Raw genomic sequence first — 24010 nt, 5'->3', positions numbered from 1 at the left:
GACAGGATGATTTCTCATGTTTGAACGTATCATCAGATTCGCCATCGAGCAGCGCATCGTAGTAATGATCGCTGTTCTGATCATGGCGGGTATCGGTATCTACAGCTATCAAAAGCTGCCCATCGATGCGGTACCCGATATCACCAACGTCCAGGTGCAGATCAACACTGCAGCGCCTGGTTATTCGCCTTTGGAAACCGAACAACGGATCACGTTTCCAGTTGAAACGGCCATGGCCGGTCTCCCGGGCCTTCAGCAGACCCGTTCCCTGTCTCGCTCTGGCTTGTCTCAGGTCACCGTGATCTTCAAGGATGGCACTGACATCTTCTTTGCCCGCCAGTTGATCAACGAGCGGCTGCAGGTTGCGAAGGAACAGCTGCCAGAAGGCGTAGAGGCCGTTATGGGCCCGGTATCTACCGGCCTCGGCGAGATCTTCCTGTGGACCGTTGAAGCCGAAGATGGCGCGGTCAAAGAGGACGGTACGCCTTACACCCCGACCGACCTGCGCGTGATCCAAGACTGGATCATCAAGCCTCAGCTGCGCAACGTCCCGGGTGTAGCCGAGATCAATACCATCGGCGGCTATGCCAAGCAGTTCCTGGTTGCGCCAGATCCTAAGCGCCTGGCTACCTACAAGCTTACCCTCAATGACCTGGTCGCAGCGTTGGAAAGTAACAATGCCAACGTCGGCGCCGGCTACATCGAACGTAATGGTGAGCAGTTGCTCATCCGTGCGCCCGGCCAGGTAGGCAACATCGAAGACATCGCCAACATCGTGATCACCAGCGTGGATGGTGCACCGATTCGCATCAGCAGCGTTGCTGACGTCAGCATCGGTAAAGAACTCCGCACAGGTGCTGCTACTGAGAACGGCCGCGAAGTCGTGCTCGGTACCGTGTTCATGCTGATTGGTGAAAACAGCCGTACTGTGTCTCAAGCTGTCGCCGCCAAACTGGCGGACATCAACCGCACCCTGCCAAAGGGCGTGGTGGCTGTGACCGTTTACGACCGTACCAACCTGGTTGAAAAAGCCATCGCGACGGTGAAGAAGAACCTGGTAGAAGGCGCGATCTTGGTAATCGCGATTCTGTTCCTGTTCCTCGGCAACATCCGTGCAGCCCTGATCACCGCGATGGTGATTCCGCTGTCCATGCTTTTCACCTTCACAGGCATGTTCAACAACAAGGTCAGTGCCAACTTAATGAGTTTGGGGGCACTCGACTTCGGCATCATCGTCGACGGTGCCGTGGTTATTGTAGAAAACGCGATCCGTCGACTGGCTCATGCGCAGCATAAGCATGGCCGCATGCTCACCAAAACCGAACGCTTCCACGAGGTCTTTGCCGCGGCGCGAGAAGCTCGCCGGCCGCTGATCTTCGGTCAGCTGATCATCATGGTGGTGTACCTGCCGATCTTCGCCCTCACCGGCGTCGAAGGCAAAATGTTCCACCCTATGGCGTTCACCGTTGTGATGGCTCTGCTGGGCGCAATGATCCTGTCCGTTACCTTTGTTCCTGCAGCTATTGCCATGTTCGTCACTGGCAAGGTGAAGGAAGAGGAAGGCGTGGTCATGCGCACAGCTCGACTGCGCTATGAGCCGGTTCTGCAATGGGTGCTGGGACATCGGAACATCGCTTTCTCGGCCGCAGTAGCCTTGGTCGTGCTCAGTGGTGTGCTGGCAAGTCGTATGGGTAGCGAGTTCATCCCAAGCCTCAGTGAGGGTGACTTTGCGATGCAGGCCATGCGTGTGCCTGGAACGAGCCTCACTCAGTCCGTCGAGATGCAGCAGCGTCTGGAGAAAGCGGTAATAGCGCAGGTGCCTGAAGTCGAGCGGATGTTCGCACGCTCGGGTACCGCGGAAATTGCATCTGACCCGATGCCACCGAACGCCTCCGACGCCTACATCATGCTCAAGCCTCAGGATCAGTGGCCTAACCCCAAGAAGCCTCGCGATGAGCTGATTGCTGAGGTGCAGAAGGCCGCAGCGGGTGTTCCAGGAAGCAACTACGAGTTGTCGCAGCCAATCCAACTGCGTTTCAACGAGCTGATTTCGGGCGTGCGTAGTGATGTCGCTGTGAAGGTCTTCGGCGATGACATGGACGTGCTCAACAACACCGCCAACAAGATCGCGGCAGCGCTCAAAGCGGTACCGGGCTCGTCGGAAGTGAAAGTTGAGCAGACATCCGGCCTGCCGGTGCTGACAATCAACATCGACCGCGAGAAAGCAGCACGCTACGGCCTGAACATCGCGGATGTTCAGAACTCGATCGCTATCGCCGTGGGTGGTCGCCAGGCCGGCACGCTGTATGAGGGCGACCGTCGGTTCGACATGGTAGTGCGCCTGCCTGAGACCGTTCGCACCGACGTAGCGGGGATGTCCAGTTTGCTGATTCCGGTGCCTGCCAATGCGGCTCAGGGTGCCAACCAGATCGGTTTCATCCCGCTGTCGCAGGTCGCTAATCTGGACCTGCAACTGGGCCCGAACCAAATCAGCCGCGAGAACGGCAAGCGTCTGGTAATCGTCAGTGCCAACGTTCGAGGCCGTGACCTGGGATCCTTCGTTGAGGAGGCGACCGCTTCGCTGGATCAGAAGGTGCAAATCCCTGCGGGCTACTGGACGACTTGGGGTGGCCAGTTCGAGCAGCTGCAGTCGGCTGCCAAACGGCTGCAGATCGTTGTTCCAGTCGCCTTGCTGCTGGTCATGACCTTGTTGTTCCTGATGTTCAACAACCTGAAGGACGGCATGCTGGTCTTCACCGGTATTCCATTCGCACTCACCGGTGGTGTTGTGGCGTTGTGGTTGCGGGACATCCCACTGTCGATCTCGGCAGGTGTCGGCTTCATTGCACTGTCCGGCGTTGCAGTACTGAACGGCCTGGTGATGATTGCCTTCATCCGCGGGCTAAGGGAGGAAGGGCGAACGCTCAGGCAGGCAGTCGATGAAGGTGCATTAACCCGTCTGCGACCTGTTCTGATGACTGCCTTGGTAGCTTCCCTGGGCTTCATCCCGATGGCTTTGGCCACCGGTACCGGTGCAGAAGTTCAGCGGCCACTGGCGACTGTGGTGATTGGCGGGATCCTGTCCTCCACCGCATTGACCTTGTTGGTACTGCCTGCCCTGTATTACTGGGCACACCGCAAGGATGAAGACGGCGACGAGGCCGAAGTGGTTAGCTAACAGGCTCCGCTAAAGAGAAGCCCACAACACGTGTTGTGGGCTTTTTTGTTTAAAGTGAAGTAGATGCACTTACCTTTCAAAATTGTAAGTTTCTCGTCATGCCGGTGATGCCTATGCATTGCTAAGGTTACGCCCGAGAAGTTTTGAAATTGAGAGGGTTTTATGAAAAAGCTAATTATCGCTGCTGCACTTGTTGTTTTCTCGGTGGCTTCGCAGGCCAACACTTTTTCCGAGAGCAAGCAGCTGCAATACACCAAGGAGCACCAGACCGCAGTGGCCAAGTACGCGGAGAAAAATGGCAAGCCAATGCCAGAGATTCAGGATTACAAATATGGCATGAAGATAGACGTTGCTAAGTTCGTACGTCAGTCGCAGGACCCACGTACCTGCCAGGTCTACCCACGGTTGATGACCTTCGAGGACTCCCAGGGCACGCTCAAGACTGTTCGTTACTCGATGTATTCGCAATGCATCAACAACAAGTAGTAAACGATTTGAACAGAACAATTAGAGAATTCATAAATGCCAGGCAGTGCCTGGCATTTTTTATTACGCCCGATGCCCCATGGTTTTGACATGTTAACGCCTGGGCCGGGGCAAACCGTGCAATAGGTCTTAGCTAACCAACCGCGACGGCTCCCAACTGCAGAGGGCAATTGGAAGCCTTGACCCCAGAAGGGACGAGTTATGAAGAGTTTGCTTGAACGCCCTGATGACCAAGCTGGGCATGAAGGTCATAGCCATGAGCATGGCGGCATTTTTGGCATGAACACGGAGCTGTTTTTCGCGCTGATCTGTGGTGCTCTCCTGGGTGCCGGAGCCCTCGCAGGAAAACTTGGGCTGATTGATCGACTTCCCCTTATTCTGTACGTGTCGGCCTATGTGTTCGGTGGATGGTTCACCACCAAGGAAGCGATCAGCAACATCCGCCAGAAACGCTTCGAGATCGATTCGCTGATGCTTCTCGCCGCAGCCGGTGCCGCGAGCATTGGCGCCTGGGCGGAGGGGGCTCTGCTGCTGTTCCTGTTCAGTCTGGGGCATTCCCTTGAAAGCTACGCGATGGGGCGGGCCAAGAAAGCGATTGAGGCACTGTCCAAGCTCGCACCAGCCACCGCGATCGTACGCAGAGCAAATGGCACGTTGGAAATGCCTGTGGAGCTGCTGGTTCCCGGTGACGTTGTCATCGTGCGCCCCAATGACCGCCTACCGGCCGATGGTTTTGTTGTAGTGGGCTCCTCAAGTATCAACCAGGCGCCAGTAACCGGTGAGAGCGTCCCCGTGGACAAGCAACCTGTCCCTGATGCCGAACTCGCACGCAGCAAGCCAGATGCAGTGGATGCAGCCTCGAAAGTCTTCGCCGGTACCATCAATGGCGAAACGCTCATCGAGGTTGAGGTAACACGGCGCTCTACGGAAAGTACCCTGGCGCGGGTCATCAAGATGGTCAGTGAAGCCGAAGTCAGGAAGTCACCGACCCAGCGATTCACGGACCGCTTCCAACGCATATTCGTCCCGTTGGTTTTGCTGCTGGTAGTCGGGCTGCTATTTGCCGGCATTTTCCTTGATGAGCCGTTCCGTGACTCGTTCTACCGGGCGATGGCCGTACTGGTTGCAGCCAGCCCCTGCGCGCTGGCGATCGCAACACCAAGCGCCATTCTATCTGGCATCGCCAGGGCAGCCCGAGGTGGCGTGCTGATCAAGGGCGGTGCACCGCTTGAAGAGCTCGGCTCCTTGAATGCCATGGCATTCGACAAGACCGGTACCCTGACCGAAGGGCGCCCACGCATCACCGATGTAATACCGGTAGGCGGCACGCAGATCGAGGATCTACTAAACGTCGCCATCGCTGTGGAGTCGATGAGCGACCATCCGCTGGCTGCGGCAATTGTGCGTGACGGTGAAGAGATGATTGGCACACGGCGCCGATTGCAAGCCAAGAACATGAGCAACATGATTGGCCGCGGCGTACGTGCCGAGCTTGATGGGCAGTTCGTCTGGATTGGCAAGGTCGAGATGTTCGGTACCAATGGTATTCCCGCACTGAGCAAGGCAGCCTTGGAGGCTGCGGAGCGTCTGCGTCAGTCGGGCCGCACAACCATGGTGGTACGTCGCGCTGACAAGGATCTGGGCGCTATCGGGCTATTGGACACACCCCGAGAGGGTGCCAAAGAGGCACTCCAGAAACTCAGAGAGATGGGCATCGACCGCATGGTCATGATTTCTGGGGACCACAACCGCGTTGCAGAGGCGGTAGCCAAACAAGTTGGCTTAGATGAGGCGTGGGGAGACCTAATGCCGGAAGACAAGGTCAAGGCCATCAAGAACCTGCGCCTCAGCGCCAGGGTGGCCATGGTGGGTGACGGCGTGAATGATGCCCCTGCCATGGCCAATTCGAGCGTTGGCATCGCAATGGGGGCTGCCGGATCTGATGTCGCCCTGGAAACGGCTGATATCGCGCTTATGGCTGACGACATCAGGCAACTCCCATTTGCGGTGGGGCTGAGCCGTCACACGCGATCGATCATCCGCCAGAACCTGTTCGTCAGCTTGGGGATTGTGGCCATCTTGGTTCCGTCTACCATCATGGGCTTGAGCATTGGTGCCGCCGTTGCGATCCATGAGGGCTCCACACTGCTGGTCGTCTTCAACGCCTTGCGGTTGTTGGCCTACCGCAGAAGCTCCTGATCCCTGAGCTTCAATCATGAAGCTAAGCAGGGAAATGACTTGAAGTAGAAGTACGGGTCGTGCGCGATCAGCGCACGACCCGTACTTTTCTCACTCGTCGATCCCGATGCGCTTGAGGCTTTCAAGGGCCTTCCCACACTCAGGTGAGCCGTGCCTTAAGCCGCAGGCCAACGCAGCTTTGAGACTCATGACACCGGCTACGAAACCGACTTGATTGCCGACCCCTTGTCCGTTCGCAAATCCCTGATCATACGCAATCTCCACAAGTGCATTGATCGCCGCCAGGGTGTCTTGTTTGTTGGTACTGTTCTGCATATCTACTCCGCGAGCATTCAGCTCATATCGCTCGGTTAGATGGCGGCGCCTTCAGGTTTGGGGTGAGCGAATCCCGCTCCCATAGCCAATCCCTAACGGGGGGCATAGCCCGCCACCGTAAGGAAAATCAGCTATTGAGAGCAGGTGACTCGTTTTGGTCACGCGTGCTGCTCGCCTCACCGCATTGGCACTGAGTGGGTACATCCGGATAGCCGCTGTGTTTCTCGACGAACAGCGTTTGGCAGGTGGTGCACCCATAAATCCGCGGCAGAGACTTCAGACCACCTGGCAGCACATCGCTCAAGGGCTCGTTATGCCAAGGAGCCCCGTCAAGGATCTTGGAGCGCAGGATGTTTCCCAGCCGCCAGGTGTTACTTTGTGCGCGCCAGAACCACATCGGCGCCGAAAGTGAATACTGGATGAAGGTCTCTTCCGGCTGTTTGGAGAGCATCGGAAATTTAGGGCGGGTCGATCCGGAATCGATGATAGTGAACCCCATGCCCATCTCAGCGCTCGGATGGGTCTGTTCACCGAAATAGCGGTCGTGACTCGCCGAAGCCGTAGCTTGATGATCAGTCGGCGGAAATACCCACAGATAGCACTCGCTTCGAGTCACCATTTCGACGAGCTGGCTCTGTCCCCGTATAGGGAAATCTGCAGCCAGTGCGAAGCGATCTTTCCACGTGATTTTCGGAGGCGGTGCCATACCCGCCGCAATGGCCAGCGTCGCCGTTTTCGGGACGAATCGATCGCCGAGCTCGTTCAGATCCAGATTCTTGCAAAGGGCTTTGAATGCCTTTTTACGAGTCTTCGAGGTGAAGGAGGGGTCGAGGAGCAGGCGAACCTGGTTCACGCCTATCCCTGCAGCTCGTAGTACTTCGATGACTTCTTCAGCCACGCCGACTGCTTGAAGATCGGTCAATCCCAAGCACTTTTTCGCCCGCTCAATCGTCTCGTAGAGGTTGTACTGCCTGTCGCTGTCACGGCATACCTGGATTGGCAGATTGTCTTGGGAGTCAACTTCTGGGGAGACGGAGCCAATGGCAGCGTGGAGCAACTGGTGAATGTGCTGGTGAGCGTACGGGCGACCGGAAGCCGAGAATGAGGCGTGCAGCTGAGCAGCGAGAGGTTGAAGCAGCTTTTTGGCAGACATGACTATCCCCTAATGAGCGACGTTGGGGTAGCTGCGCTTGTAGGGCCGTTAGACGCGAAGCTGGACGTCGAATCAGGTTCAATCATGAGTAGGAGTCAGGTTTGGTTTGCTTGCACGGCCACCATGCAAAACCCGACGCGGCAATCACACCAGATTCGCCGAGTTTTGGCAAGAGAGGTCATCAGGTGAGCGAGAGCAGGTAGGAGGAGGACGCTCCAAGCTCGATCACGTCAGAAACAGGGAAGCCGGAAGCACATTGAGCGCTTCCGGCTTTCTCACGTCAGACTGATGAGAGGGATCAGAAGACGTATTGCAGGCGGGTCACGATTGCATTGCCGCTGTCGTCGCCCACGGTGTTCTCGTTATTGTCAGTACGCACGTTGATGTAGTTGGCACTGAGTTTCACTGCCTCGTTGACATACCAGTTCACACCCACAGTGTGGCTCTTGGCCTTGCGCTCGTTCGATTGATCCGCTGCGGTGACCAGGTTGCCGTCTTCGACCTTGATATCGTCAAAGCGGTAGAAAACTTCCCAGGCCCCCAGTTCCTTGTTCTCTGGTTTGATAGTGTCGAACTTGGCACCGTCGAGCTTGTAGATACGCGGCTCGCCGGTCAGGGTGTAAGCCATCTGGGCGTAGTAACCAGAGGCCTTCATGTCGCTGTTGGCCTGGTCAGCTTTCAGCTTGCGGCGAAGGTATTCCGCTTGCACCGAGAACGGGCCGGTGGCCCAGGCACCTTCGAGACCCCAGACCGAATCGTCCTTCCACAGGCCATCTTGTGCGGCGGCACCGCCAAACAGCATGCGGTTGCCGTTGGTGCCGGCATCGCCGCCGCCATTGGTATCTACACCGCGAACGCCAAGACGCGAACGAATCCGGGTATCGACCGCACTGTTTTTGAGGTCGCGGTAAGCGTACTGAGCACCGACGTGCAGGACGTTGCCATCACTGTGCAGCGGTGCGAACACGGCACGTGCGTTGTAGCGCTTGGTGCTGTCGCCATCCGAGTTGTTGTTGGTTTCGCTGAAAACGCTACCGGAGACATAAGCCATGTCAGCGATGGTGCTGGTGGCTTGAACACCCATGCCGGCGTTGTCGTTGATCCAGTCCGCCAGGTCGTACGAGAGGTTCCGCTCCATGGCAGTGGTCCACTTCGAACTGGTGGCTTTCTCAAGACCGAAGTCGGTGTAGAAACGACCGAATCGCAGTTGGACGGGCTTGAAACCGGTGTAGGTCAGGCTGGCCTCGTCGAAGTAACCGTCGGAGTCGTTGCCCGTGTTGCGGGAAAGGTCGTAGTTGAGCTGATACTTCCAGTCGCGGTACAGAACGCCGCCGAGCTCAAGGTAGGCGCGACGGAAGTAGCCGGCGTCAGCGGTATCGCCATTCTTGGTGAAGACACCATCGAAACGGCCGTAGTCGGCCTGAACGCGACCGCCCAGTTTGAAACTGAATTCCTTGTCAGAAGTCGATACTTCAAGACCGCCCTTGGTCTTCAGAACGATGTCAGCTCCGTCAGTGGTTACTGTTCCGGAGAATGCTTGCGAGGAAAATGTGCCTATTATTGCGGCAGCCAACAGCTTTTCCCGCATGTTCGAAGAACGGATCATTGCTTGCCTCTCGTATGTTAAGTGCTTAGCTACCGACGTTGTATTTCGCCCTTCGTCGGCCTAAATTTATCTTGCAGATGGGAGCAGGCCACGGTTGTCACCTGCTGTAACAAGATGCCTTTGTTCTAAGCACTCTGACTAGATTGCAAGCGAATATGACAGTTGTGTTTCTGTAGTGTTAACAGGAGAGTTTGAAACCTAACAAAACTGTTACCGAACAAGCCAGTCCTTCTTATCAAAGAAGCTCTTCTTGATCAATCTACGGATTTCCAGAACGTGCGGGTTGCGGGCAAGCTTGGTTTTGATAACAAGATAGACATCTTTCTCCTCCAGATCGTCCAAAAAACCCGGCATCGGCAGAATATTCCTCTCCATCTTTCGACTATAGTCGGGCAGCACACCGATACACGCGCCTCCTACGACAAGGCCACGGGATAAGTTATAGTTCTTTACCCGAGTGGTACCGCCCTGATGCTCAGCCATTATCGATGCCCACTTTCGTGAGCCCGCCAAAATCTCTTCATCCCAAGGGATAACGAGCATGAAGTTGTGCAAATCCAGGCTCTGCACTGGAAGGGTGACGCTTCTTGAGTAGCGGCTGGAAATGAACAGCGAGTGCCCAATCCGGCCAAGCCGTTCAAAGTAAGGGATCCATCATCCCCACATTCCAACCGTCCACCTGATTCCCGATGCTGTGCTCCCGATTTCTTTCTGGAGCCAGCCCGCCATGATGCGCCCCGGCAGCAAAGTCGAAAAAGTCTACCTCTACCCCAAGCCCGTGGACTTTCGAAAGTCCATCGACGGCCTCACTGCCCTGGTCGAACTGGACATCAAGGTCGCCGTGTTCGACCCGGTACTTTTCGTCTTCCTCAATAAAGCCCGTAACCGCATCAAGGTGTTGTATTGGGAGCGCAACGGCTTCTGCCTTTGGCTCAAGCGCCTCGAAGCCGAGCGTTTCAAAACTTCACCCGACGCGACCGACGAAGCTATCGTACTGACCGTCCAGGAACTGAATTGGCTACTCGACGGTTTCGATCTCTGGCGCAACCGTCCGCATCAGGTTTTGACTCCTCGTTTCGTCGCCTGACCGGGTATAATCCGGGCCATGATTTCAGTGCCCGATAACCTTCCTGACGACCCTGCCGCGCTCAAACTACTGCTTGCGCAGTTGTTGGCCGAGCGCACGGTCGACAAAGGTCAGATCGTCGACCTTAAAGAACAGGTCAAGCTGCTGCGTGACCGATTATTCAATCGCAAGTCCGAGCAAACCGTCGAGTCCAACACGCCCCAACTGGCGTTGTTCAATGAACCCGAAAGTCAGTGGGTACCTACCGCTGATGATGCCGACGAAGAAGTTGTTGCGCCAAGCAAGCAGCGCGGCAAACGCAAGCCACTGTCGGCTGACCTGCCACGCATTGAAGTCATTCATGACTTGCCCGAGCACGAACTGACTTGCGCCTGTGGTTGCCGCAAACACGTGATTGGCGAGCAAACCAGCGAACAACTCGACATCGTGCCGATGCAGATCCGTGTGCTTAAGCACGTACGCAAAATCTATGGCTGCCGTGGCTGCGAAACCGCGCCGGTCACCGCTGACAAGCCGGCCCAATTGATTGAAAAGAGCATGGCCAGTCCCAGCGTGCTGGCGATGTTGCTAACCACCAAGTACGTCGATGGCCTGCCGCTGCACCGCTTCGAAACGGTGCTGAACCGACATGGTATCGAGATCCCCCGGCAAACCCTGGCCCGCTGGGTCATCCAGTGCAGCGAACACTTTCAGCCACTGCTGAACCTGATGCGTGACCGCCTGCTGGAAAGCCCGGTGATCCATTGCGATGAAACTCGCGTGCAGGTGCTCAAAGAGCCGGATCGTGATCCGACCAGTCAATCCTGGATGTGGGTGCAGGCCAGTGGCCCGCCTGATCGACAAGTCGTGCTGTTCGATTACACCACCAGCCGCGCGCAGGAGGTGCCGCTGCGCCTGCTGGAGGGCTATCGCGGTTACGTGATGACCGATGATTACGCCGGCTACAACGCGTTGGCGCTACAGCCGGGCGTTGAACGACTGGCGTGCATGGCGCATGTCCGGCGTAAATTCGTCGAAGCGCAGAAGGTGCAGCCTAAGGGCAAGACCGGTCGCGCCGATGTTGCGCTGACGATGATCAACAAACTGTATGGCATCGAACGCGACCTCAAGGATGCCAGCGATGAACAGCGATTCCTCGGTCGTCAGGAACGAAGCCTGCCGATCCTTGAGCAGTTGAAAAGTTGGCTCGACAAGACGTACTCACAGGTGACACCGCAAAGCGTACTGGGCAAGGCGGTGCTTTACCTGGCAAACAACTGGAACCGCTTGGAGCGGTATGTCGAGGCGGGCCACCTGCCGATCGACAACAACCTGGCAGAGCGGGCCATAAAGCCGTTTGTGATCGGGCGCAAAGCTTGGCTGTTCAGTGACACGCCCAAGGGAGCCACGGCTAGCGCGCAGATCTACAGCTTGGTCGAAACCGCCAAGGTCAACGGCCAAGAGCCCTATACGTGGCTGCGCCACGTCCTGGAGCGACTGCCGCACGCCTCATCGGTAGCAGACTACGAAGCGCTGCTGCCATGGAACTGTTCGCCAGAGATGCCACGGTAACCTTGGCTTCCACCTTGTGGTAGGTGGGGTTCATGGATCGGTTACCGTTCAAACCTATACGTAGGATGGCGATCAAACGCGCCCTCATCATCTGGGCTCACGAAAGCGATACCCACATCGACTTCACACTCAGAGAGCATCTGCGTTGTGCACTCTGAATGGATTTCAAGCTGCATTTCGGCATGATCGCGCACGTAGGCGACTAGATCGCGGTTTACGATGTCGCTCAACACTGGCTCCGTGATCGCGATGGTAAGCCTGGGGACTTCCTTTTCACCGGACTTGCCAAGGCCGTCTGGGCCGAAGAGCTGGCACAGGTAATGGCTGACCCTCTCGCCAGTGCGGGTCAGGGCAAGCTTGTTGTGTTTGTATACAAACACGGGAGCACCAATGTGCTCTTCCAGTTTCTCCAAGCGTTTCCGAAGGCCTACCACTGGCACATTGAGCCCCCGGGCAGCCTGTTTGAAACTGGCACAACGTGCTGTTGCGAAAAACTCTACGGCCAGCTGATCATCAATTGGCAGATCATCCAATATGTCAGGACTGTAAGGAACAACGCTGCTTGTAAATGTTTCATTTTGTGTAACCATTGGGTCCCCCTTAATTCGGGGAATCTATCTCAATGCCACCCAGCATTTCCTTATCTTGTCAGCATTGTAATCCGCAGGTCATGCATGCGTTATCGGAAGGTTTTATTTCGAAAGCGTAATTTTCGAGCAATCTTGCTGATATTGTAGCGTGCTAGCCTAGCGCGCCAATTTCATTACTTGGCAGATCTAAATTTAGCCAATTACGCATTTACATTTGGTTCACTTTTTTTTCACCTTTGCCTCCATAGGCTTTGGGCATGGAAAATCAAACCCTACCTCTTACTACCTTACTGATTCGTTATCTGGGGATCGGCTTCATAGCAACGGGAATCCATTATGCGGTGTTCCTAGTGCTGGTTACGACAGAATTATCTACTCCATTGCTAGCCAGTATCTGTGGAGGCATGGTTGGCGCTATCGCAAGCTTTATTGGAAATAGGGCGCTCTGCTTTGTGTCAGATGGCTCTCGTAAGTTTCAGCCTGTCAGGTTTGCACTGGTCGCGTTAGCCACAAACTTCGGCAATGGCGTGGGTATGTGGTTCCTCATCAAGTCGAATCTGTCACCGCTCATCTCCCAACTTGTAGTGACCTTAAGCCTCACTGCACTTGGATTCATTGCACATCGTTTTTGGACATTCAATCATGCAGACATTACATCGCTTTCCCGAGCGCCCTGATCCCTTGTTAACCATCGTCGTCCCTTGCTTCCAGGAAGAGGAAACCATCCCCGAGTTCCACCAGCGGATCACCCGCGTCGTGAAGCGCTTACCCGTCTCCTGCGAAATCCTCTATATCGACGATGGCAGTAACGACCGAACGGCCGACATTCTTCGCCACTATCAGGATGGGTCATCTGTACGTTGTCTGTCCCTGAGTCGCAACTTCGGCAAAGAGGCTGCACTCAGCGCCGGGATAGACCATGCCCGTGGCAGTGCGCTGATCTTCATCGATGTCGACCTGCAGGACCCACCAGAGCTCATCTCGGCCATGGTGGACCACTGGCAACGCGGTTACGACGTGGTGAACATGCAACGCAACCTGAGAGTCGGTGATTCGTGGTTTAAGCGCATGAGTGCCCGGGCTTACTACTGGGTCATGCAGCGCCTGGTGGAGAAGGTGGACATGCCGGCCGATGTCAGCGATTTCCGATTGATTGGGCCTGCGCCGCTGGCAGCACTGCGGGCGCTGGACGAACGCTCCAGGATTCTCAAAGGCATGATCGGCTGGGTAGGCTTCCGTACCATCGAGCTGCCCTACAATCGCACCGTTCGCCATGCCGGCAGCACCAAGTGGAATGCAGCTGGCCTGTTCAATCTGGCCATCGAAAGCATCGTCAGCTTCTCTCGCAAACCGCTGCGCATTTTCAGCCTCATCAGTTTCGGTCTTTTCGTCTCCAGCATCTGCTACATGCTTGCGTCGCTTGTGGCAGGAAGTTTCGACATCCATCACCTGATCGTCGGAATGGCTTCATTCATGTGCGTCGGTGTCGCCATGGTGGGGGAGTACCTGGGCGTGACACTCGCGGAAGTGAAGCGCCGGCCTCTCTATTTCCTGAAGCACAGCAGCAAGGCGGATCCCGTGTCACTCCACCCTTCGATGGCCTCGATCGAGGGTAAGAAATGCTGAGCCTGAAAAACGAGCGGACGCTGTGGTGGATCCTGGGTTCGATTTTGCTCTTGCGTTTGGTGGGGCTGGGCATCTATCCACTGATGGACACATCGGAGGCTCGCTACGCTGAAATGGCTCGCAAGATGGTCGAGTTGAATGACTGGATCACGCCCATGTTCGACTACGGGGTACCGTTCTGGGGCAAGCCACCGTTGTCCTTCTGGACCCAGGCCGCAAGCATGACGGTCTTCGGCGTTAACGAGTTCGCTGCGCGTTTCCCGGCGTGGCTGCTGCACCTGGCAAGCTGTTTCATCATCATCAAACTCGGCACGCAGCAGATTTCCCGTAACGCCGGCATCTGGGCCGCCATTATCTTTTCCAGCACCACCCTTGGCCTAGTCTCCAGCGGTGTCGTGCTGACCGACCCTGTTTTGTCGTTCTCGATTCTGCTGGCCAGCTACGGTTTCTGGCGTTGGATGAAGTGCGCCAGCAAGGCGGATGCCTACCTGATGTTCGCAGGTCTCGGGCTGGGCTTGCTTGCCAAAGGCCCTCTGACCCTAGTGCTTATGGGGGCGCCGGCATTCGCCTGGTTCGTTATCTACAAGGAATGGGGACGGGTACTGAGGCTTCCCTGGATCAGCGGCCTTGTACTCATGTTCGGTATATCCGTGCCTTGGTATGTCGCGGCCGAGATGAAAACGCCCGGCTTCATGGAGTACTTCTTCGTTGGTGAGCACTGGAGCCGCTACGTCGTCAGTAACTGGGCGGGCGACCTATACGGCAGTGCTCATGCCAAGCCATATGGCACCATCTGGATCCAGCTCGGACTGTCGCTACTGCCGTGGGCCTTTTTCTTACCATTACTGATCCGCAAGCGTGAATCAATGCAGCGCTTCGAGGCTTACCTCTGGCTGTGGGCCTTGGCGACACCGGTCTTCTTCACATTTGCAGGCAACATTCTGTGGACCTACCTGCTACCTGCGCTGCCAGCCTGGGCATTGCTGCTATCCGGACGGATCAGCGATGTTGGCCCGAAGACTACATGGGCTGCCGCGGCGAGTGCATTGGTGTTACCAATCATCGGTGCGGGCATCATCTACGCCGGGGTACTTGAGGAGCGACCTCAGAATCAGCGAGATGTGGTTCAAGCCTGGCTCAATGTGCAGTCTGCTCATTCCGCTCCCCTGATCTATCCTGGCCGCCGCTCATACTCGTCGGAGTTTTACAGCAGCGGAAAGTCCGAGAACATCAAGGATCCTGCCAAGTGGCCGCAGGATGGCTCGTTCTATCTGTCCAGGCGCTTGCGAGACAGCAAGGATGGTCTGCCCGCTGATCTAGCATGTACAGCGATCACCGAAGCGAACGCCAGCCAGCTCATGCTGTGCCATTGGAAACGTACCGTACAAGGTGCCGAGGGTCTGGCTGGAGAAAGCAATGCGGAAACGCCTCGCAAGAACGAAGGCTAAATTCCAAGCACAAAAAAGCCAGGTTTTATCCTGGCTTTTTTGTCGATTTCTTTCGTCATTTGAAGTCCTATTTAACCGCCGATTAATTGTCGGCTTGTTCCTTACCATCCTTGCTTTCTTTCTTTTGCTCTTGAGCGACTTGTTGTTTGTTCTGGTCCGAAGAGTCATCGCTCCATAGGCGAGCCTGTTCGGTTCGGAAGTTTTCATTGAACTGTTTCGCTCGCTCGAAGCCACCTTCAGCGTAAGCGGTACCCATGAGACCCAGCAGCAGGCTGCCAATAGCGATAGATTTGACAAATTTCATTGTGAACCTCGGTTCATACTAGGCCTGCCTGATTAGCGGCCTTTGTTGGTTTGTAGTTTAGGAACGCGAAGCTAACGACAAGGTGAGTCAATAATTACAATTCCGTAATTTTGGCGGCAGGCAGGATGCGTTAAATCCTCAAATCTGGAAGGATCATGTCTATCTCGGCACTGTCGAGGGCGACTAAGAATTTTCTCTTAAATTACAATTTTGATATCTAGCGCGTTAATTCAGCGCGGCGTTGTTGGCCGCCCTAGGAGATAGCCATGAATGACATAGAGCCCTGGGCAGTTGCTATCGGTGACTTTCGCCGCTGCACTGAAAAACTCACTGTCCAGCTCGATGAGCTGACCTCGCAGACGCGGACCTCCAGCGCTGTTCTGGAGAGGTCGAACGAACTGGTGGAGCAGGTGGACGCTGTCGGCCGGCAGATTCAGGAGGAGGTGCGAAAGGCGGAGAAGGCTTGGTCGAACGCGGAGGAGGTTGCCTTGCGCGCCGCTGCATCAGCGTATTCAGCTGCATGCCGCGGAGTCGACACCGCCATCCAGCCACTGATCTCGGAGCTTACAGCAGCGACAAAGGCGGCGGACGCCTCTATCCAGGAGCTCAAGCGGGCACCGGTGCTGGCCAAGCGTTATGTGATGGTGGTCGCCACGTCGTTCTTCATTCTGGCGCTGATCTGTGTCTACTCGACCATGCGCCTGATCGATGCCGCCGGCAGCGTAAGTGCTCAAGAGAAAGTGAATGCTCAGTACTTCTCACACCTGTGGAAGAACGCCAATCCTGACGAGCAGAAGATCATCAAGTCGGTGATTCTGCGGTCGCCTATGGACCCTGTGGTCCTCCGGCACTGATGCATTGAGCAAACAAAAAGGCCCGTCGATGGACGGGCCTAATCATGTCTGCGCGGTTTAAGCGGCGGTCATTGCTGGCTGCAGTTGCTGGGCTGCGGGAAAGTGAAGGTGGAACCAGGTGAAGTTTTCTTCGGTCACCTCCACGCTCGCCGACCCTTGGTGCAGGCTCATGATCGACTGCACAATGGCCAAGCCAAGACCGGTACCGCCTTCGCTCCGTGCTCGGCTCTTGTCCACACGGTAGAACCGCTCAAATAAGTGCGCATGGTGTTCCTTGGCAATACCGCGGCCGGGGTTGCCGACACTCAAGGTCGTACCGCTCGCACTATGCTGCACCTTCACGTAGACCGTGCGGCCGCGAGGGCAGTAGCGGATCGCGTTCGACACGAGGTTTGAGACGGCCCGTTGAACCATCAGGCGGTTCCCGCGTACCACATCATCACTCCCAGAAATCTGCAGCTGGATCTCGCCTTCCTCTGCCGAAATGCTGAAGAGGTCGCATACGCGCTGAACCTCGTCGACCAGGGACACCGGTTCGAACTCCACCATGGACGCAGGGTGACTGACCTGGGCCAAGAACAGCATGTCGGAAACCATGCGGCTCATGCGGTCCAACTCTTCTGTGCACGACTCTAGAACCTCCCGGTACTCGGAAAGCGATCTTTCTCTGGTCAAGGCAACCTGGGCCTTGCCCATCAGGTTGGAAAGCGGTGCTCGAAGTTCGTGGGCAAGGTCGTCAGAGAACTGCGAGAGCTGCTGAACGCCATCATCCAGGCGAGCCAGCATGATGTTGATGCCGTCGGCGAGCTTCTTGAGTTCTGCCGGCATCCCATCAGTCGGAAGACGATGGTCGAGGCTCTCCGTTGAGATCTTTGACGCCACCTTGAGGAATTTGGTCAGCGGCAGCAGGCCTCTGCGCACGGTCCACCAGCCAATGGCCAAGATCAGTGCGAGGATGACGGGGGACATCATCAAGGCCCAAGTCAGCAACGCATCAAGCAGTGCCTCACTGGATGACTGGTCCATGGTCATATAGACGCTGACCTCTGTTCCATCGCCCAAGCGCATGATCCGAGAAGCACTCAGCAGAGGACGGTCCTGCGTATCACGCCATTCATGCTCTTTAGGCTGGGCCGCCGGCTGAAACTTGTGCACCTCCAGATTGACCTGTTTCGAGCCAATCGAGAGCAGAGGAGTCTGATTCTGTGAGGTATCGAATATGCTCACATACAGGTTGTTGTGGCCCATGACCAAATCGACAAGCTGATGTGCATCTGCGTTGACGCCGGAGATATCCGGGATGGTGGACAGGTTGTGAGCCATCCCCGCCATCTTTACTTCCAGGTCCGCTCGGGCATTTCTTTCCAGAGCCTTACCTACCATCAGATAGCCAAAGGTGGCGAACAGAAGCAGCAACGCTGCGCTCATCAACCCAACTTTTAACCCCAGCTTTGCAGCCAGGCTGAATGGCCTCATGCGCGTTCCTCAAAAACGTACCCAACGCCACGAAGCGTGTGAATGAGCTTGGTTTCAAACGGGTCATCGATCTTCGAGCGCAAGCGCCGGATGGCTACATCGATGACATTGGTGTCGCAATCGAAATTCATATCCCAGACCAACGAGATGATCTGGGAACGAGTCAGCGCTTCGCCCGTTCGGCTCATGAGCAGGTGCAGAAGCGCAAATTCCTTGGTGGTGAGATCGATGCGTGTGCCACCGCGGAAGACGCGATGGCGGACGGAGTCGAGTTCCAGATCCGCAATTTTCAGCGAGCTCTTCTCGACCAACTCATCACCACGGCGTTGCAGCGAACGGATGCGAGCAAGCAGTTCAGGGAATTCGAATGGCTTCACAAGGTAGTCATCCGCGCCGCCGTCCAAGCCCTTGAGCTTGTCATTGATGCGTCCGCGGGCGGTCAGCATGATGATGCGGACCCGGCTGGTCTTACGGATGGTTTCCAGCAGGTCCCAGCCGTCGATACCGGGGAGGTTCACGTCCAGAAGGACCAACGAATAGACATTAGTGTTGAACAAGTGCAGGGCATCTACACCGTTGTGCACGATATCTACGACATACCCGCTTTCGGATAGGCCCTGCTGAAGATATTCGGCAGTTTTAATTTCGTCTTCCACAACTAGAACGCGCATAACTTATCTCAAGGTGTGAGGAAGGAGTTGGCCTAATCCGCCAAGATTATGGTTGCAGGCTGTTCGAAAGATAGGCTGAGGGTATGGCATGTGGTAGTCGCTACCTCTGTCCATACGCCGGGTCACCTGAGGACGCTTGAATCTTAACGCGAAGAAGCTGGCCGCGGCGAAATCCTACAAATTTGTAATGTAGCCGCAAGATTTCTGACAGTCATGCAGGCTCCAGCTCTGAGCTTAGCGGATTCTGGGGTCTGCGACGGTGTATGACAGCTTCGCCTGACAGGCGGAATCGGCCATGACAGGCAGTATTTCGGTCGCCAGCTTGCAGAGACTGGCGCTGGCCTTGCATCGAGTGCGCCACGCAGGCAGTCCCCATGCACGGCCGCGAACTGCTACGCCTTTCTGCGAATTAGTTCACTTGGTGGCTCAGTAGTCTCCCGAATAATTACCTTACAATCTATTACATGTCCAAATTGTAATTGCGCGATCATCTTGGTGTTAGCCTCCTTTGCTAGTTTAAGGGCAGCGGAAGAGGCATCGCTGCTTTGGAAATTGTCTCATTTCAAAGCAGCTTGGCAAGAGCAGCGGGCAGTTGTTCTCGTCAATGCATTCACCTGTAAACCATACGCTCCTTTGGTAGGTGAATTTTAGCGCCCCCCTACGGGCGCTTTTTTATTAAGGGACTTCTTATGAACACTACTGTATCAGCGATCGCCGTGTTTATGCTCTTCACATCACTAACAGCCAATGCACAAAGCGGTATGGAAATAAACCAACGCATTGAGCGTTCTGCTAGAGAGGCTACTGCGGATTATGCTCAGCGCGTAAAAAAGCCCATGCCTCAACTTGAAGACTATGCCTACGGTATGGACCTTGACGTTGGTAAGTTGGTGTATGTATCACCCAGCGTGCGGTACTGCGGTAATGTAAGAAGTATGATGACCTACGAAGACTCGAAAGGCGAGCTGCACATGGTTCGCTACCTGGTGAAGGGCGAGTGTATTAACAGCCGTTAAGGCTCATCAAGATGATGTCTGCGGTCGCCGGATCATAGAAGCTCAATGCCGAACCGGCGCAGCAGTACGGCGAAACATCCGAAACTGGCCATTGTGATGAGGATGCTGCTGATAAGGGTCGGCCAGAAGCCGAGCTTAGGTAGCAGCAACGGGAACGCGATAAACATCGGCAGTGTAGGAAGCACGTACCAGAACGTGTACCAAGCATGATTGGAGATCTTCTCCATGCTCTGGTTCTCCAAATAGAGCCAGACCAGCGTCAAGACAGTGACCAGGGGTAGGGCGGCGACCAGGCCGCCCAGCTTGTCACTGCGTTTCGCCAGCTCTGATACGAGAATCACTATTCCGGCAGTGAGTAGGTACTTCGTGATGATCCAAGCCATCGCTGAACCTTCTGGGGATTGTGGACGGGGGAGGTGAAGCCATTCTCCAACCCCTCTCGAAGTGCTCCTGCCGTTTACGCCATCCCTCATCGCATTTCTTCTACAACATCCCCCCTCAGCCAGGAAGGGGATGTGTCTGCATGGTGTTTACCGATCGATCAGTGCGAGGGCGAGGGAACGCTCTCGTGGAAAGCTGCCCGCTCGATCTGGATGGTGCAGTGATGGATTTCAAATCCATCGCTGACAGCATCCACGACGGCCGCCAACACAGCATCCCCATCTGCAGAATCCCGTACCACTACGTGCGACGTCATCACGTTGCTGCCACTGCTGACGGCCCAGACGTGCAAGTCATGAACGTCCGTGACCCCATCTACGCCGCGGATGGTGGCCTCGATTGCCGTAACGTCGAGCCCCCTCGGCACACCCTCCATGAGAATCCCCAGGCTTTCGCGAAGCAACTGCCACGTCCGCGGCAGTACCCAAAGTCCGATTGCCACAGCGACAATCGTGTCGACCCAGGTCCAGCCCGTGAAGCGGATGATGAGTGCTGCAATGATTACGCCTAGCGAGCCGAGCATGTCGCTCCAAACTTCGAGGTAGGCGCCTTTGACGTTAAGGCTCTCGTTGCTCGCAGATGCCAGAAGGCGCATCGAGATTAGGTTGATGATCAGGCCGGCGATTGCGATCCACATCATCGCCCCGGTAGCGATCTCCGCCGGCATGAAAAAGCGCTGGTAGGCCTCGTACAAGATGTACATCGCCACCAGGAAGAGCAGCACGGCGTTGAACGTCGAAGCCAGAATCTCCAGGCGCGCATAGCCGAAGGTTCTTTTCTGATCCGCCGGGCGCTTGGCTATCTGAAGTGCAATCAGTGAGATCGCCAAGGCGGCAGTATCTGTGAACATGTGGGATGCGTCAGACAGCAGCGCCAGGCTGCCGGTAATCCACGCACCGATCACTTCTGCAATCATGAAGCTGCCAGTCAAGGCGAGCGCCATGATTAGCTTCTTCTGATGCCCCTCGCGTACTGCAGCGCTGCCATGGTCATGATTTGAACCCACGTATTTCTCCTTGCGCAGGGTTGTGGTCTCGTTGGCCTTCCTGTCTGCCTATCGTTAGAGCGTCGCTTGGCCACACTGACTGCAGAATTTTGCTCCTGCGCTCAGCAACGAGCCACAGGCGGTGCAACCACTCGATAGTGGTGTTCCGCAGTTTAGACAAAAGCGTGCTGACGGATCGTTGGCCGTCCGGCACTGCCTGCAGCCCTGCAGATCTTTAATGGGGGCTGGAGTGGCATGGCGCCCGCCGTCATACACCTGGTTGCCGCCGTCGCAGCCCTGCTGCCGGCCATGGCGATCGTATTGCTCGGCCCCATGTCCCCCGCTGTGGTGCTTGCCTCCACCGTGGTTTCCACGGCCATGGTGCCCGCCCAGGATATTTTTGAAAAAGCTCATGGTATTCGCCCCTCATTGATGGGTGACATATTAACGAGCAAAAGTTGAAAAGAATGTTCTGCTCGCGAGAAAGACTTGTAAGTTAAAGTGAAAGTTCAAAATTAGCCTACGTCAAAACGAAGCCGTTTTGTTTGTGAAATTAAATTTATCTAGCTGAGCGGTGCTCTGCGTTTAATAGATGGTGTCGCCCTAATTTTTATCATAGCCTGGTCGATGGCAATTAAAACAGCAGTTATTGCATTTCTGTCAGCATTGTAATCACGAGGTCATCGTGTCGTTATCAGGCGCCGGAAATAATGCGCTCAGCGAGATTTATTTCTCTTTTGTCCCTATGCCTCACACATTCTAAGCGTCTCCAACGCCTAGGCCCTAAGGCCTCTGGCGCTCCGCACATTGCGCAATCGCTCAGCATCTGTCGATGGTTTGCCAAGCAGCTCCCGCTAACTCCACAGCTAACGCATGGATAAGCAGCCTCTCAGAGTTTGATAATGACACCTTCAAAATCCATTGTTCACACCCTGTTAAGTAAATGGATCTTTGCTATTCGCACTGCCCGACAGGAAGGCATCAGCACTAATCTGCTCATTGGGCTGGTAACTCTTTGGTTGCTGCTATTCGCGAATGCTGAGCTCTGGAGCGTGCTCTGGAAGCTGGTATTCAAAACCGATGAAGTGAACTGGCTGCTAGCAGCTAGCCTCCCAGTCATAGTATTCGCATGGGTGTTTACGGTTCTGAGCTTGCTGTCATGGGCGCGGCTGACCAAACCTTTTCTATGTCTCGTACTGATCAGCGCGGCTTTTGCGAGTTACTTCATGAATGCCTATGGCATCGTGATCGATTACACAATGTTCACCAACGTTGTGGAGACAGACGTCGCTGAGGCAACCGAGCTGCTGAATTGGAAGCTCGGTCTGTGGGTCGCAATGGTTGGGGTGTTGCCCGTCTACCTGATCTCCCGGGTTCCCCTCCGGCGCAAGCCTTGGGCCAGAGCTTTGGTCAGCAGGGTCATTGCTCTGTCGCTCGCTCTGTTGACCTTGTCTGGCATCGTGCTGAGTCAATACCAGTCATATGCCTCCTTGCTGCGCAACAATCGGGAGATCCGACTGATCCTGGTACCCACCAACTTGTTTGCGGCTGGCCATGGTTACCTGAAGCGCCAGCTGGCCACACCTAAAACGCTGACGGCCATTGGAACTGATGCGGTAGTTAATCGACAGGGGGCGGCCCGTAAACCTAGGCTGCTGGTACTGGCTGTAGGAGAGACCGCCCGCTCCGCCAACTTCTCCCTCAATGGCTACACCCGTGAAACGAACCCGGAGCTGGAAAAACGCAACGTCATCAGCTTCTCCAACGTCAGCTCCTGCGGCACCGCCACCGCAGTTTCGTTGCCATGCATGTTCCTGGATGTGGGTAAGGCCGAGTACAAAGATGGCTTGGCCAAGAGCCGAGAAGGGCTGCTCGACGTGCTTCAACGCGCAGGCATTAGTGTCATGTGGACTGACAACAACTCGGGGTGCAAAGGGGCCTGCGACAGGGTTCCCAACCACAAGGCTGCCTCTCACGCGGATCCCCAACTTTGCACCAGCGAGGAGTGTAAGGACGGGGTGCTGCTCTCGGAGATGCAAGACTTCATCAAGCGTCAAGAAGGCGATGCTGTCCTGGTGCTCCACTACAAAGGTAGCCATGGCCCGGCCTACTACAAGCGCTACCCCGCGCAATTCAAGAAATTCGCGCCGGTGTGCGAGACCAACGAGCTCGACAAATGTAAGCAGCAGGAAGTGCTCAATGCCTACGATAACTCGATCCTTTACACCGACTACGTTACAGCCGGGCTGATCGACATCCTGGCAGCGAACACCAAATTCGACACTGGGCTCCTGTACGTTTCTGACCACGGAGAATCACTGGGTGAGGGTGGGCTCTACCTGCATGGGCTGCCTTATGCGATGGCTCCTGAAGAGCAAACCAAGGTGCCATTGGTGCTTTGGATGTCCGATTCTCTTGCGAAGAGTGAAAGGCTCAACGTCGGCTGTTTGAAAGCTCAAGCAAGCTCACCTCTTAGCCACGACAACCTGTTTCACACAGTGCTCGGGATGATGAATGTCCAGACGTCCTCGTACCGCTCAGCCTTGGATTTCACTGCCCCGTGCAAGCCCTTGCCAGGAGGCTCTTACTCAGGCCTCTAAGACACGAAGTAGGATGGCCCCTCTGGGATGCCAAGTGCTTCTGCTCCCGTCCGCTTTGACAGCTATAAGAAGCTGGACTAACTACATAGCAGCACCCACCAACCCAAGCGATAAAGGAAATCTCGCATGAGCATCAAGCCAGGCCCTAAACGAACTAACGAAGATGGCACTCCGGATAAAAGGCAGCGAGTCACGCCTGAGAAGCAGAAGGACCATCCGGACCTGAAACCCCACAAGCACAAAAAGGGGGAGTAGGTTAACAAGGCAGCTCCCGACTGCGGGAGCTGCCTTTAGATGACGGCTTCAAGGGGAACTTGAAGCTATCACCACAATGCAATGTCGTACGTCAGATACAAGCGGTAGTTATCCCGGTCACTGCTGTACGTGCTCCTGGCCACTGCATATCGAAACTCAGCCCCCACAC

General features: G+C 55.6%; 23 protein-coding genes. 12 read left to right on the top strand and 11 right to left on the bottom strand.

Going from position 1 to position 24010, the window contains the following annotated elements:
* Positions 1 to 16: 16 nt before the first annotated feature.
* The 3 genes from ACEWE8_RS25085 to ACEWE8_RS25075 all read left to right on the top strand — a co-directional run bounded on the left by ACEWE8_RS25085 (position 17) and on the right by ACEWE8_RS25075 (position 5863).
* Positions 17 to 3178: a CusA/CzcA family heavy metal efflux RND transporter gene (locus tag ACEWE8_RS25085; RefSeq protein WP_003253428.1), complete on the top strand. Its 3162-nt coding sequence runs from the start codon at positions 17 to 19 to the stop codon at positions 3176 to 3178.
* A 162-nt stretch (positions 3179 to 3340) separates the two neighbouring features.
* Positions 3341 to 3664, top strand: a complete 324-nt coding sequence (locus ACEWE8_RS25080) for a DUF2790 domain-containing protein (RefSeq protein WP_003253432.1) — start codon at positions 3341 to 3343, stop codon at positions 3662 to 3664.
* A gap of 201 nt (positions 3665 to 3865) precedes the next feature.
* Complete coding sequence (locus tag ACEWE8_RS25075) at positions 3866 to 5863, top strand: heavy metal translocating P-type ATPase (RefSeq protein WP_046786872.1); 1998 nt, start codon at positions 3866 to 3868, stop codon at positions 5861 to 5863.
* A 90-nt stretch (positions 5864 to 5953) separates the two neighbouring features.
* On the opposite strand, the gene ACEWE8_RS25070 is transcribed toward ACEWE8_RS25075, so the two are convergent.
* From ACEWE8_RS25070 to ACEWE8_RS25055, 4 genes are all read right to left on the bottom strand, one after another.
* Positions 5954 to 6178, bottom strand: a complete 225-nt coding sequence (locus ACEWE8_RS25070; RefSeq protein WP_003253436.1) for a hypothetical protein — start codon at positions 6176 to 6178, stop codon at positions 5954 to 5956.
* Positions 6179 to 6305: 127 nt separating this feature from the next.
* The gene (locus ACEWE8_RS25065; protein ID WP_003253439.1) at positions 6306 to 7331 is read right to left on the bottom strand and encodes a hypothetical protein; all 1026 of its coding nucleotides are present in this window, start codon (positions 7329 to 7331) and stop codon (positions 6306 to 6308) included.
* Positions 7332 to 7629: 298 nt separating this feature from the next.
* Entirely contained in the window at positions 7630 to 8937 is a 1308-nt protein-coding gene (locus tag ACEWE8_RS25060) for an OprO/OprP family phosphate-selective porin (protein WP_003253440.1), read from the bottom strand.
* 210 nt (positions 8938 to 9147) lie between these two features.
* On the bottom strand, positions 9148 to 9480 hold the full coding sequence (locus ACEWE8_RS25055; protein WP_172455921.1) for a hypothetical protein: 333 nt from the start codon (positions 9478 to 9480) through the stop codon (positions 9148 to 9150).
* Positions 9481 to 9664: 184 nt separating this feature from the next.
* On the opposite strand from ACEWE8_RS25055, the gene tnpB reads away from it, so the two are divergent.
* Both tnpB and ACEWE8_RS25045 read left to right on the top strand, forming a co-directional pair.
* Positions 9665 to 10024, top strand: a complete 360-nt coding sequence (gene tnpB, locus ACEWE8_RS25050) for an IS66 family insertion sequence element accessory protein TnpB (RefSeq protein WP_046786873.1) — start codon at positions 9665 to 9667, stop codon at positions 10022 to 10024.
* 18 nt (positions 10025 to 10042) lie between these two features.
* Positions 10043 to 11575: an IS66-like element ISPpu15 family transposase gene (locus ACEWE8_RS25045; RefSeq protein WP_046786874.1), complete on the top strand. Its 1533-nt coding sequence runs from the start codon at positions 10043 to 10045 to the stop codon at positions 11573 to 11575.
* A gap of 41 nt (positions 11576 to 11616) precedes the next feature.
* On the opposite strand, the gene ACEWE8_RS25040 is transcribed toward ACEWE8_RS25045, so the two are convergent.
* The gene (locus ACEWE8_RS25040) at positions 11617 to 12165 is read right to left on the bottom strand and encodes a LysR family transcriptional regulator (protein WP_019817588.1); all 549 of its coding nucleotides are present in this window, start codon (positions 12163 to 12165) and stop codon (positions 11617 to 11619) included.
* A 257-nt stretch (positions 12166 to 12422) separates the two neighbouring features.
* Between ACEWE8_RS25040 and ACEWE8_RS25035 the strand changes: the two genes are divergently transcribed.
* From ACEWE8_RS25035 to ACEWE8_RS25025, 3 genes are read left to right on the top strand one after another with little or no spacing between them, the layout of a single operon-like run.
* Positions 12423 to 12842, top strand: coding sequence for a GtrA family protein (locus ACEWE8_RS25035; protein ID WP_003253444.1), 420 nt, complete (start codon positions 12423 to 12425; stop codon positions 12840 to 12842).
* Positions 12808 to 13791 carry a glycosyltransferase family 2 protein gene (locus ACEWE8_RS25030; protein ID WP_003253446.1) on the top strand — a complete coding sequence of 328 codons (984 nt, stop codon included), beginning with the start codon at positions 12808 to 12810 and terminating at the stop codon, positions 13789 to 13791. Before ACEWE8_RS25035 ends, ACEWE8_RS25030 begins: the two co-directional genes overlap by 35 nt.
* The gene (locus ACEWE8_RS25025; RefSeq protein WP_003253448.1) at positions 13785 to 15239 is read left to right on the top strand and encodes a glycosyltransferase family 39 protein; all 1455 of its coding nucleotides are present in this window, start codon (positions 13785 to 13787) and stop codon (positions 15237 to 15239) included. The genes ACEWE8_RS25030 and ACEWE8_RS25025 overlap by 7 nt, the downstream gene beginning before the upstream one ends.
* 82 nt (positions 15240 to 15321) lie before the next feature.
* Here ACEWE8_RS25025 and ACEWE8_RS25020 read toward each other — a convergent pair whose 3' ends face one another.
* Positions 15322 to 15543 carry a hypothetical protein gene (locus ACEWE8_RS25020; RefSeq protein ID WP_003253450.1) on the bottom strand — a complete coding sequence of 74 codons (222 nt, stop codon included), beginning with the start codon at positions 15541 to 15543 and terminating at the stop codon, positions 15322 to 15324.
* Positions 15544 to 15809: 266 nt separating this feature from the next.
* Here ACEWE8_RS25020 and ACEWE8_RS25015 point away from each other — a divergent pair, with 266 nt between their 5' ends.
* Positions 15810 to 16397: a hypothetical protein gene (locus tag ACEWE8_RS25015; RefSeq protein ID WP_003253452.1), complete on the top strand. Its 588-nt coding sequence runs from the start codon at positions 15810 to 15812 to the stop codon at positions 16395 to 16397.
* Between the two features lie 57 nt (positions 16398 to 16454).
* Here ACEWE8_RS25015 and ACEWE8_RS25010 read toward each other — a convergent pair whose 3' ends face one another.
* Positions 16455 to 17873 (bottom strand): heavy metal sensor histidine kinase, encoded by a 1419-nt coding sequence (locus tag ACEWE8_RS25010; RefSeq protein WP_009682005.1) that lies wholly within the window; start codon positions 17871 to 17873, stop codon positions 16455 to 16457.
* Positions 17870 to 18544: a heavy metal response regulator transcription factor gene (locus tag ACEWE8_RS25005; RefSeq protein ID WP_003253457.1), complete on the bottom strand. Its 675-nt coding sequence runs from the start codon at positions 18542 to 18544 to the stop codon at positions 17870 to 17872. The genes ACEWE8_RS25010 and ACEWE8_RS25005 overlap by 4 nt, the downstream gene beginning before the upstream one ends.
* A gap of 689 nt (positions 18545 to 19233) precedes the next feature.
* Between ACEWE8_RS25005 and ACEWE8_RS25000 the strand changes: the two genes are divergently transcribed.
* Positions 19234 to 19560: a DUF2790 domain-containing protein gene (locus tag ACEWE8_RS25000; RefSeq protein ID WP_003253458.1), complete on the top strand. Its 327-nt coding sequence runs from the start codon at positions 19234 to 19236 to the stop codon at positions 19558 to 19560.
* 32 nt (positions 19561 to 19592) lie between these two features.
* Here the strand turns inward: ACEWE8_RS25000 and ACEWE8_RS24995 are convergent, their stop codons facing one another.
* The 3 genes from ACEWE8_RS24995 to ACEWE8_RS24985 all read right to left on the bottom strand — a co-directional run bounded on the left by ACEWE8_RS24995 (position 19593) and on the right by ACEWE8_RS24985 (position 21262).
* Entirely contained in the window at positions 19593 to 19943 is a 351-nt protein-coding gene (locus ACEWE8_RS24995; protein ID WP_003253461.1) for a DUF3147 family protein, read from the bottom strand.
* 158 nt (positions 19944 to 20101) lie between these two features.
* Positions 20102 to 21007, bottom strand: a complete 906-nt coding sequence (locus ACEWE8_RS24990) for a cation diffusion facilitator family transporter (RefSeq protein ID WP_003253462.1) — start codon at positions 21005 to 21007, stop codon at positions 20102 to 20104.
* A gap of 54 nt (positions 21008 to 21061) precedes the next feature.
* On the bottom strand, positions 21062 to 21262 hold the full coding sequence (locus ACEWE8_RS24985) for a zinc ribbon domain-containing protein (RefSeq protein WP_223255137.1): 201 nt from the start codon (positions 21260 to 21262) through the stop codon (positions 21062 to 21064).
* Here ACEWE8_RS24985 and ACEWE8_RS24980 point away from each other — a divergent pair.
* Positions 21242 to 21448: a hypothetical protein gene (locus ACEWE8_RS24980; protein WP_003253464.1), complete on the top strand. Its 207-nt coding sequence runs from the start codon at positions 21242 to 21244 to the stop codon at positions 21446 to 21448. The genes ACEWE8_RS24985 and ACEWE8_RS24980 overlap by 21 nt on opposite strands.
* 440 nt (positions 21449 to 21888) lie before the next feature.
* On the top strand, positions 21889 to 23586 hold the full coding sequence (locus ACEWE8_RS24975) for a phosphoethanolamine transferase (RefSeq protein ID WP_003253466.1): 1698 nt from the start codon (positions 21889 to 21891) through the stop codon (positions 23584 to 23586).
* The last annotated feature ends 424 nt before the right edge of the window (positions 23587 to 24010 follow it).

The sequence above is a fragment of the Pseudomonas sp. TR47 genome (assembly GCF_044143025.1).
Classification (GTDB): Bacteria; Pseudomonadota; Gammaproteobacteria; order Pseudomonadales; family Pseudomonadaceae; genus Aquipseudomonas; species Aquipseudomonas putida_E.
Note: the sequence above shows the minus strand (reverse complement) of the source record. Positions and strands in the feature narration are given on the sequence as shown.

Excerpts from the sequence above, each read along its gene's own strand:
- ACEWE8_RS25085 (WP_003253428.1), top strand. The coding sequence starts at position 17 with ATGTTTGAACGTATCATCAGATTCGCCATCGAGCAGCGCATCGTAGTA.
- ACEWE8_RS25080 (WP_003253432.1), top strand. The coding sequence starts at position 3,341 with ATGAAAAAGCTAATTATCGCTGCTGCACTTGTTGTTTTCTCGGTGGCT.
- ACEWE8_RS25075 (WP_046786872.1), top strand. The coding sequence starts at position 3,866 with ATGAAGAGTTTGCTTGAACGCCCTGATGACCAAGCTGGGCATGAAGGT.
- ACEWE8_RS25070 (WP_003253436.1), bottom strand. The coding sequence starts at position 6,178 with ATGCAGAACAGTACCAACAAACAAGACACCCTGGCGGCGATCAATGCA.
- ACEWE8_RS25065 (WP_003253439.1), bottom strand. The coding sequence starts at position 7,331 with ATGTCTGCCAAAAAGCTGCTTCAACCTCTCGCTGCTCAGCTGCACGCC.
- ACEWE8_RS25060 (WP_003253440.1), bottom strand. The coding sequence starts at position 8,937 with ATGATCCGTTCTTCGAACATGCGGGAAAAGCTGTTGGCTGCCGCAATA.
- ACEWE8_RS25055 (WP_172455921.1), bottom strand. The coding sequence starts at position 9,480 with ATGCTCGTTATCCCTTGGGATGAAGAGATTTTGGCGGGCTCACGAAAG.
- tnpB (WP_046786873.1), top strand. The coding sequence starts at position 9,665 with ATGATGCGCCCCGGCAGCAAAGTCGAAAAAGTCTACCTCTACCCCAAG.
- ACEWE8_RS25045 (WP_046786874.1), top strand. The coding sequence starts at position 10,043 with ATGATTTCAGTGCCCGATAACCTTCCTGACGACCCTGCCGCGCTCAAA.
- ACEWE8_RS25040 (WP_019817588.1), bottom strand. The coding sequence starts at position 12,165 with ATGGTTACACAAAATGAAACATTTACAAGCAGCGTTGTTCCTTACAGT.
- ACEWE8_RS25035 (WP_003253444.1), top strand. The coding sequence starts at position 12,423 with ATGGAAAATCAAACCCTACCTCTTACTACCTTACTGATTCGTTATCTG.
- ACEWE8_RS25030 (WP_003253446.1), top strand. The coding sequence starts at position 12,808 with ATGCAGACATTACATCGCTTTCCCGAGCGCCCTGATCCCTTGTTAACC.
- ACEWE8_RS25025 (WP_003253448.1), top strand. The coding sequence starts at position 13,785 with ATGCTGAGCCTGAAAAACGAGCGGACGCTGTGGTGGATCCTGGGTTCG.
- ACEWE8_RS25020 (WP_003253450.1), bottom strand. The coding sequence starts at position 15,543 with ATGAAATTTGTCAAATCTATCGCTATTGGCAGCCTGCTGCTGGGTCTC.
- ACEWE8_RS25015 (WP_003253452.1), top strand. The coding sequence starts at position 15,810 with ATGAATGACATAGAGCCCTGGGCAGTTGCTATCGGTGACTTTCGCCGC.
- ACEWE8_RS25010 (WP_009682005.1), bottom strand. The coding sequence starts at position 17,873 with ATGAGGCCATTCAGCCTGGCTGCAAAGCTGGGGTTAAAAGTTGGGTTG.
- ACEWE8_RS25005 (WP_003253457.1), bottom strand. The coding sequence starts at position 18,544 with ATGCGCGTTCTAGTTGTGGAAGACGAAATTAAAACTGCCGAATATCTT.
- ACEWE8_RS25000 (WP_003253458.1), top strand. The coding sequence starts at position 19,234 with ATGAACACTACTGTATCAGCGATCGCCGTGTTTATGCTCTTCACATCA.
- ACEWE8_RS24995 (WP_003253461.1), bottom strand. The coding sequence starts at position 19,943 with ATGGCTTGGATCATCACGAAGTACCTACTCACTGCCGGAATAGTGATT.
- ACEWE8_RS24980 (WP_003253464.1), top strand. The coding sequence starts at position 21,242 with ATGGCGCCCGCCGTCATACACCTGGTTGCCGCCGTCGCAGCCCTGCTG.
- ACEWE8_RS24975 (WP_003253466.1), top strand. The coding sequence starts at position 21,889 with ATGACACCTTCAAAATCCATTGTTCACACCCTGTTAAGTAAATGGATC.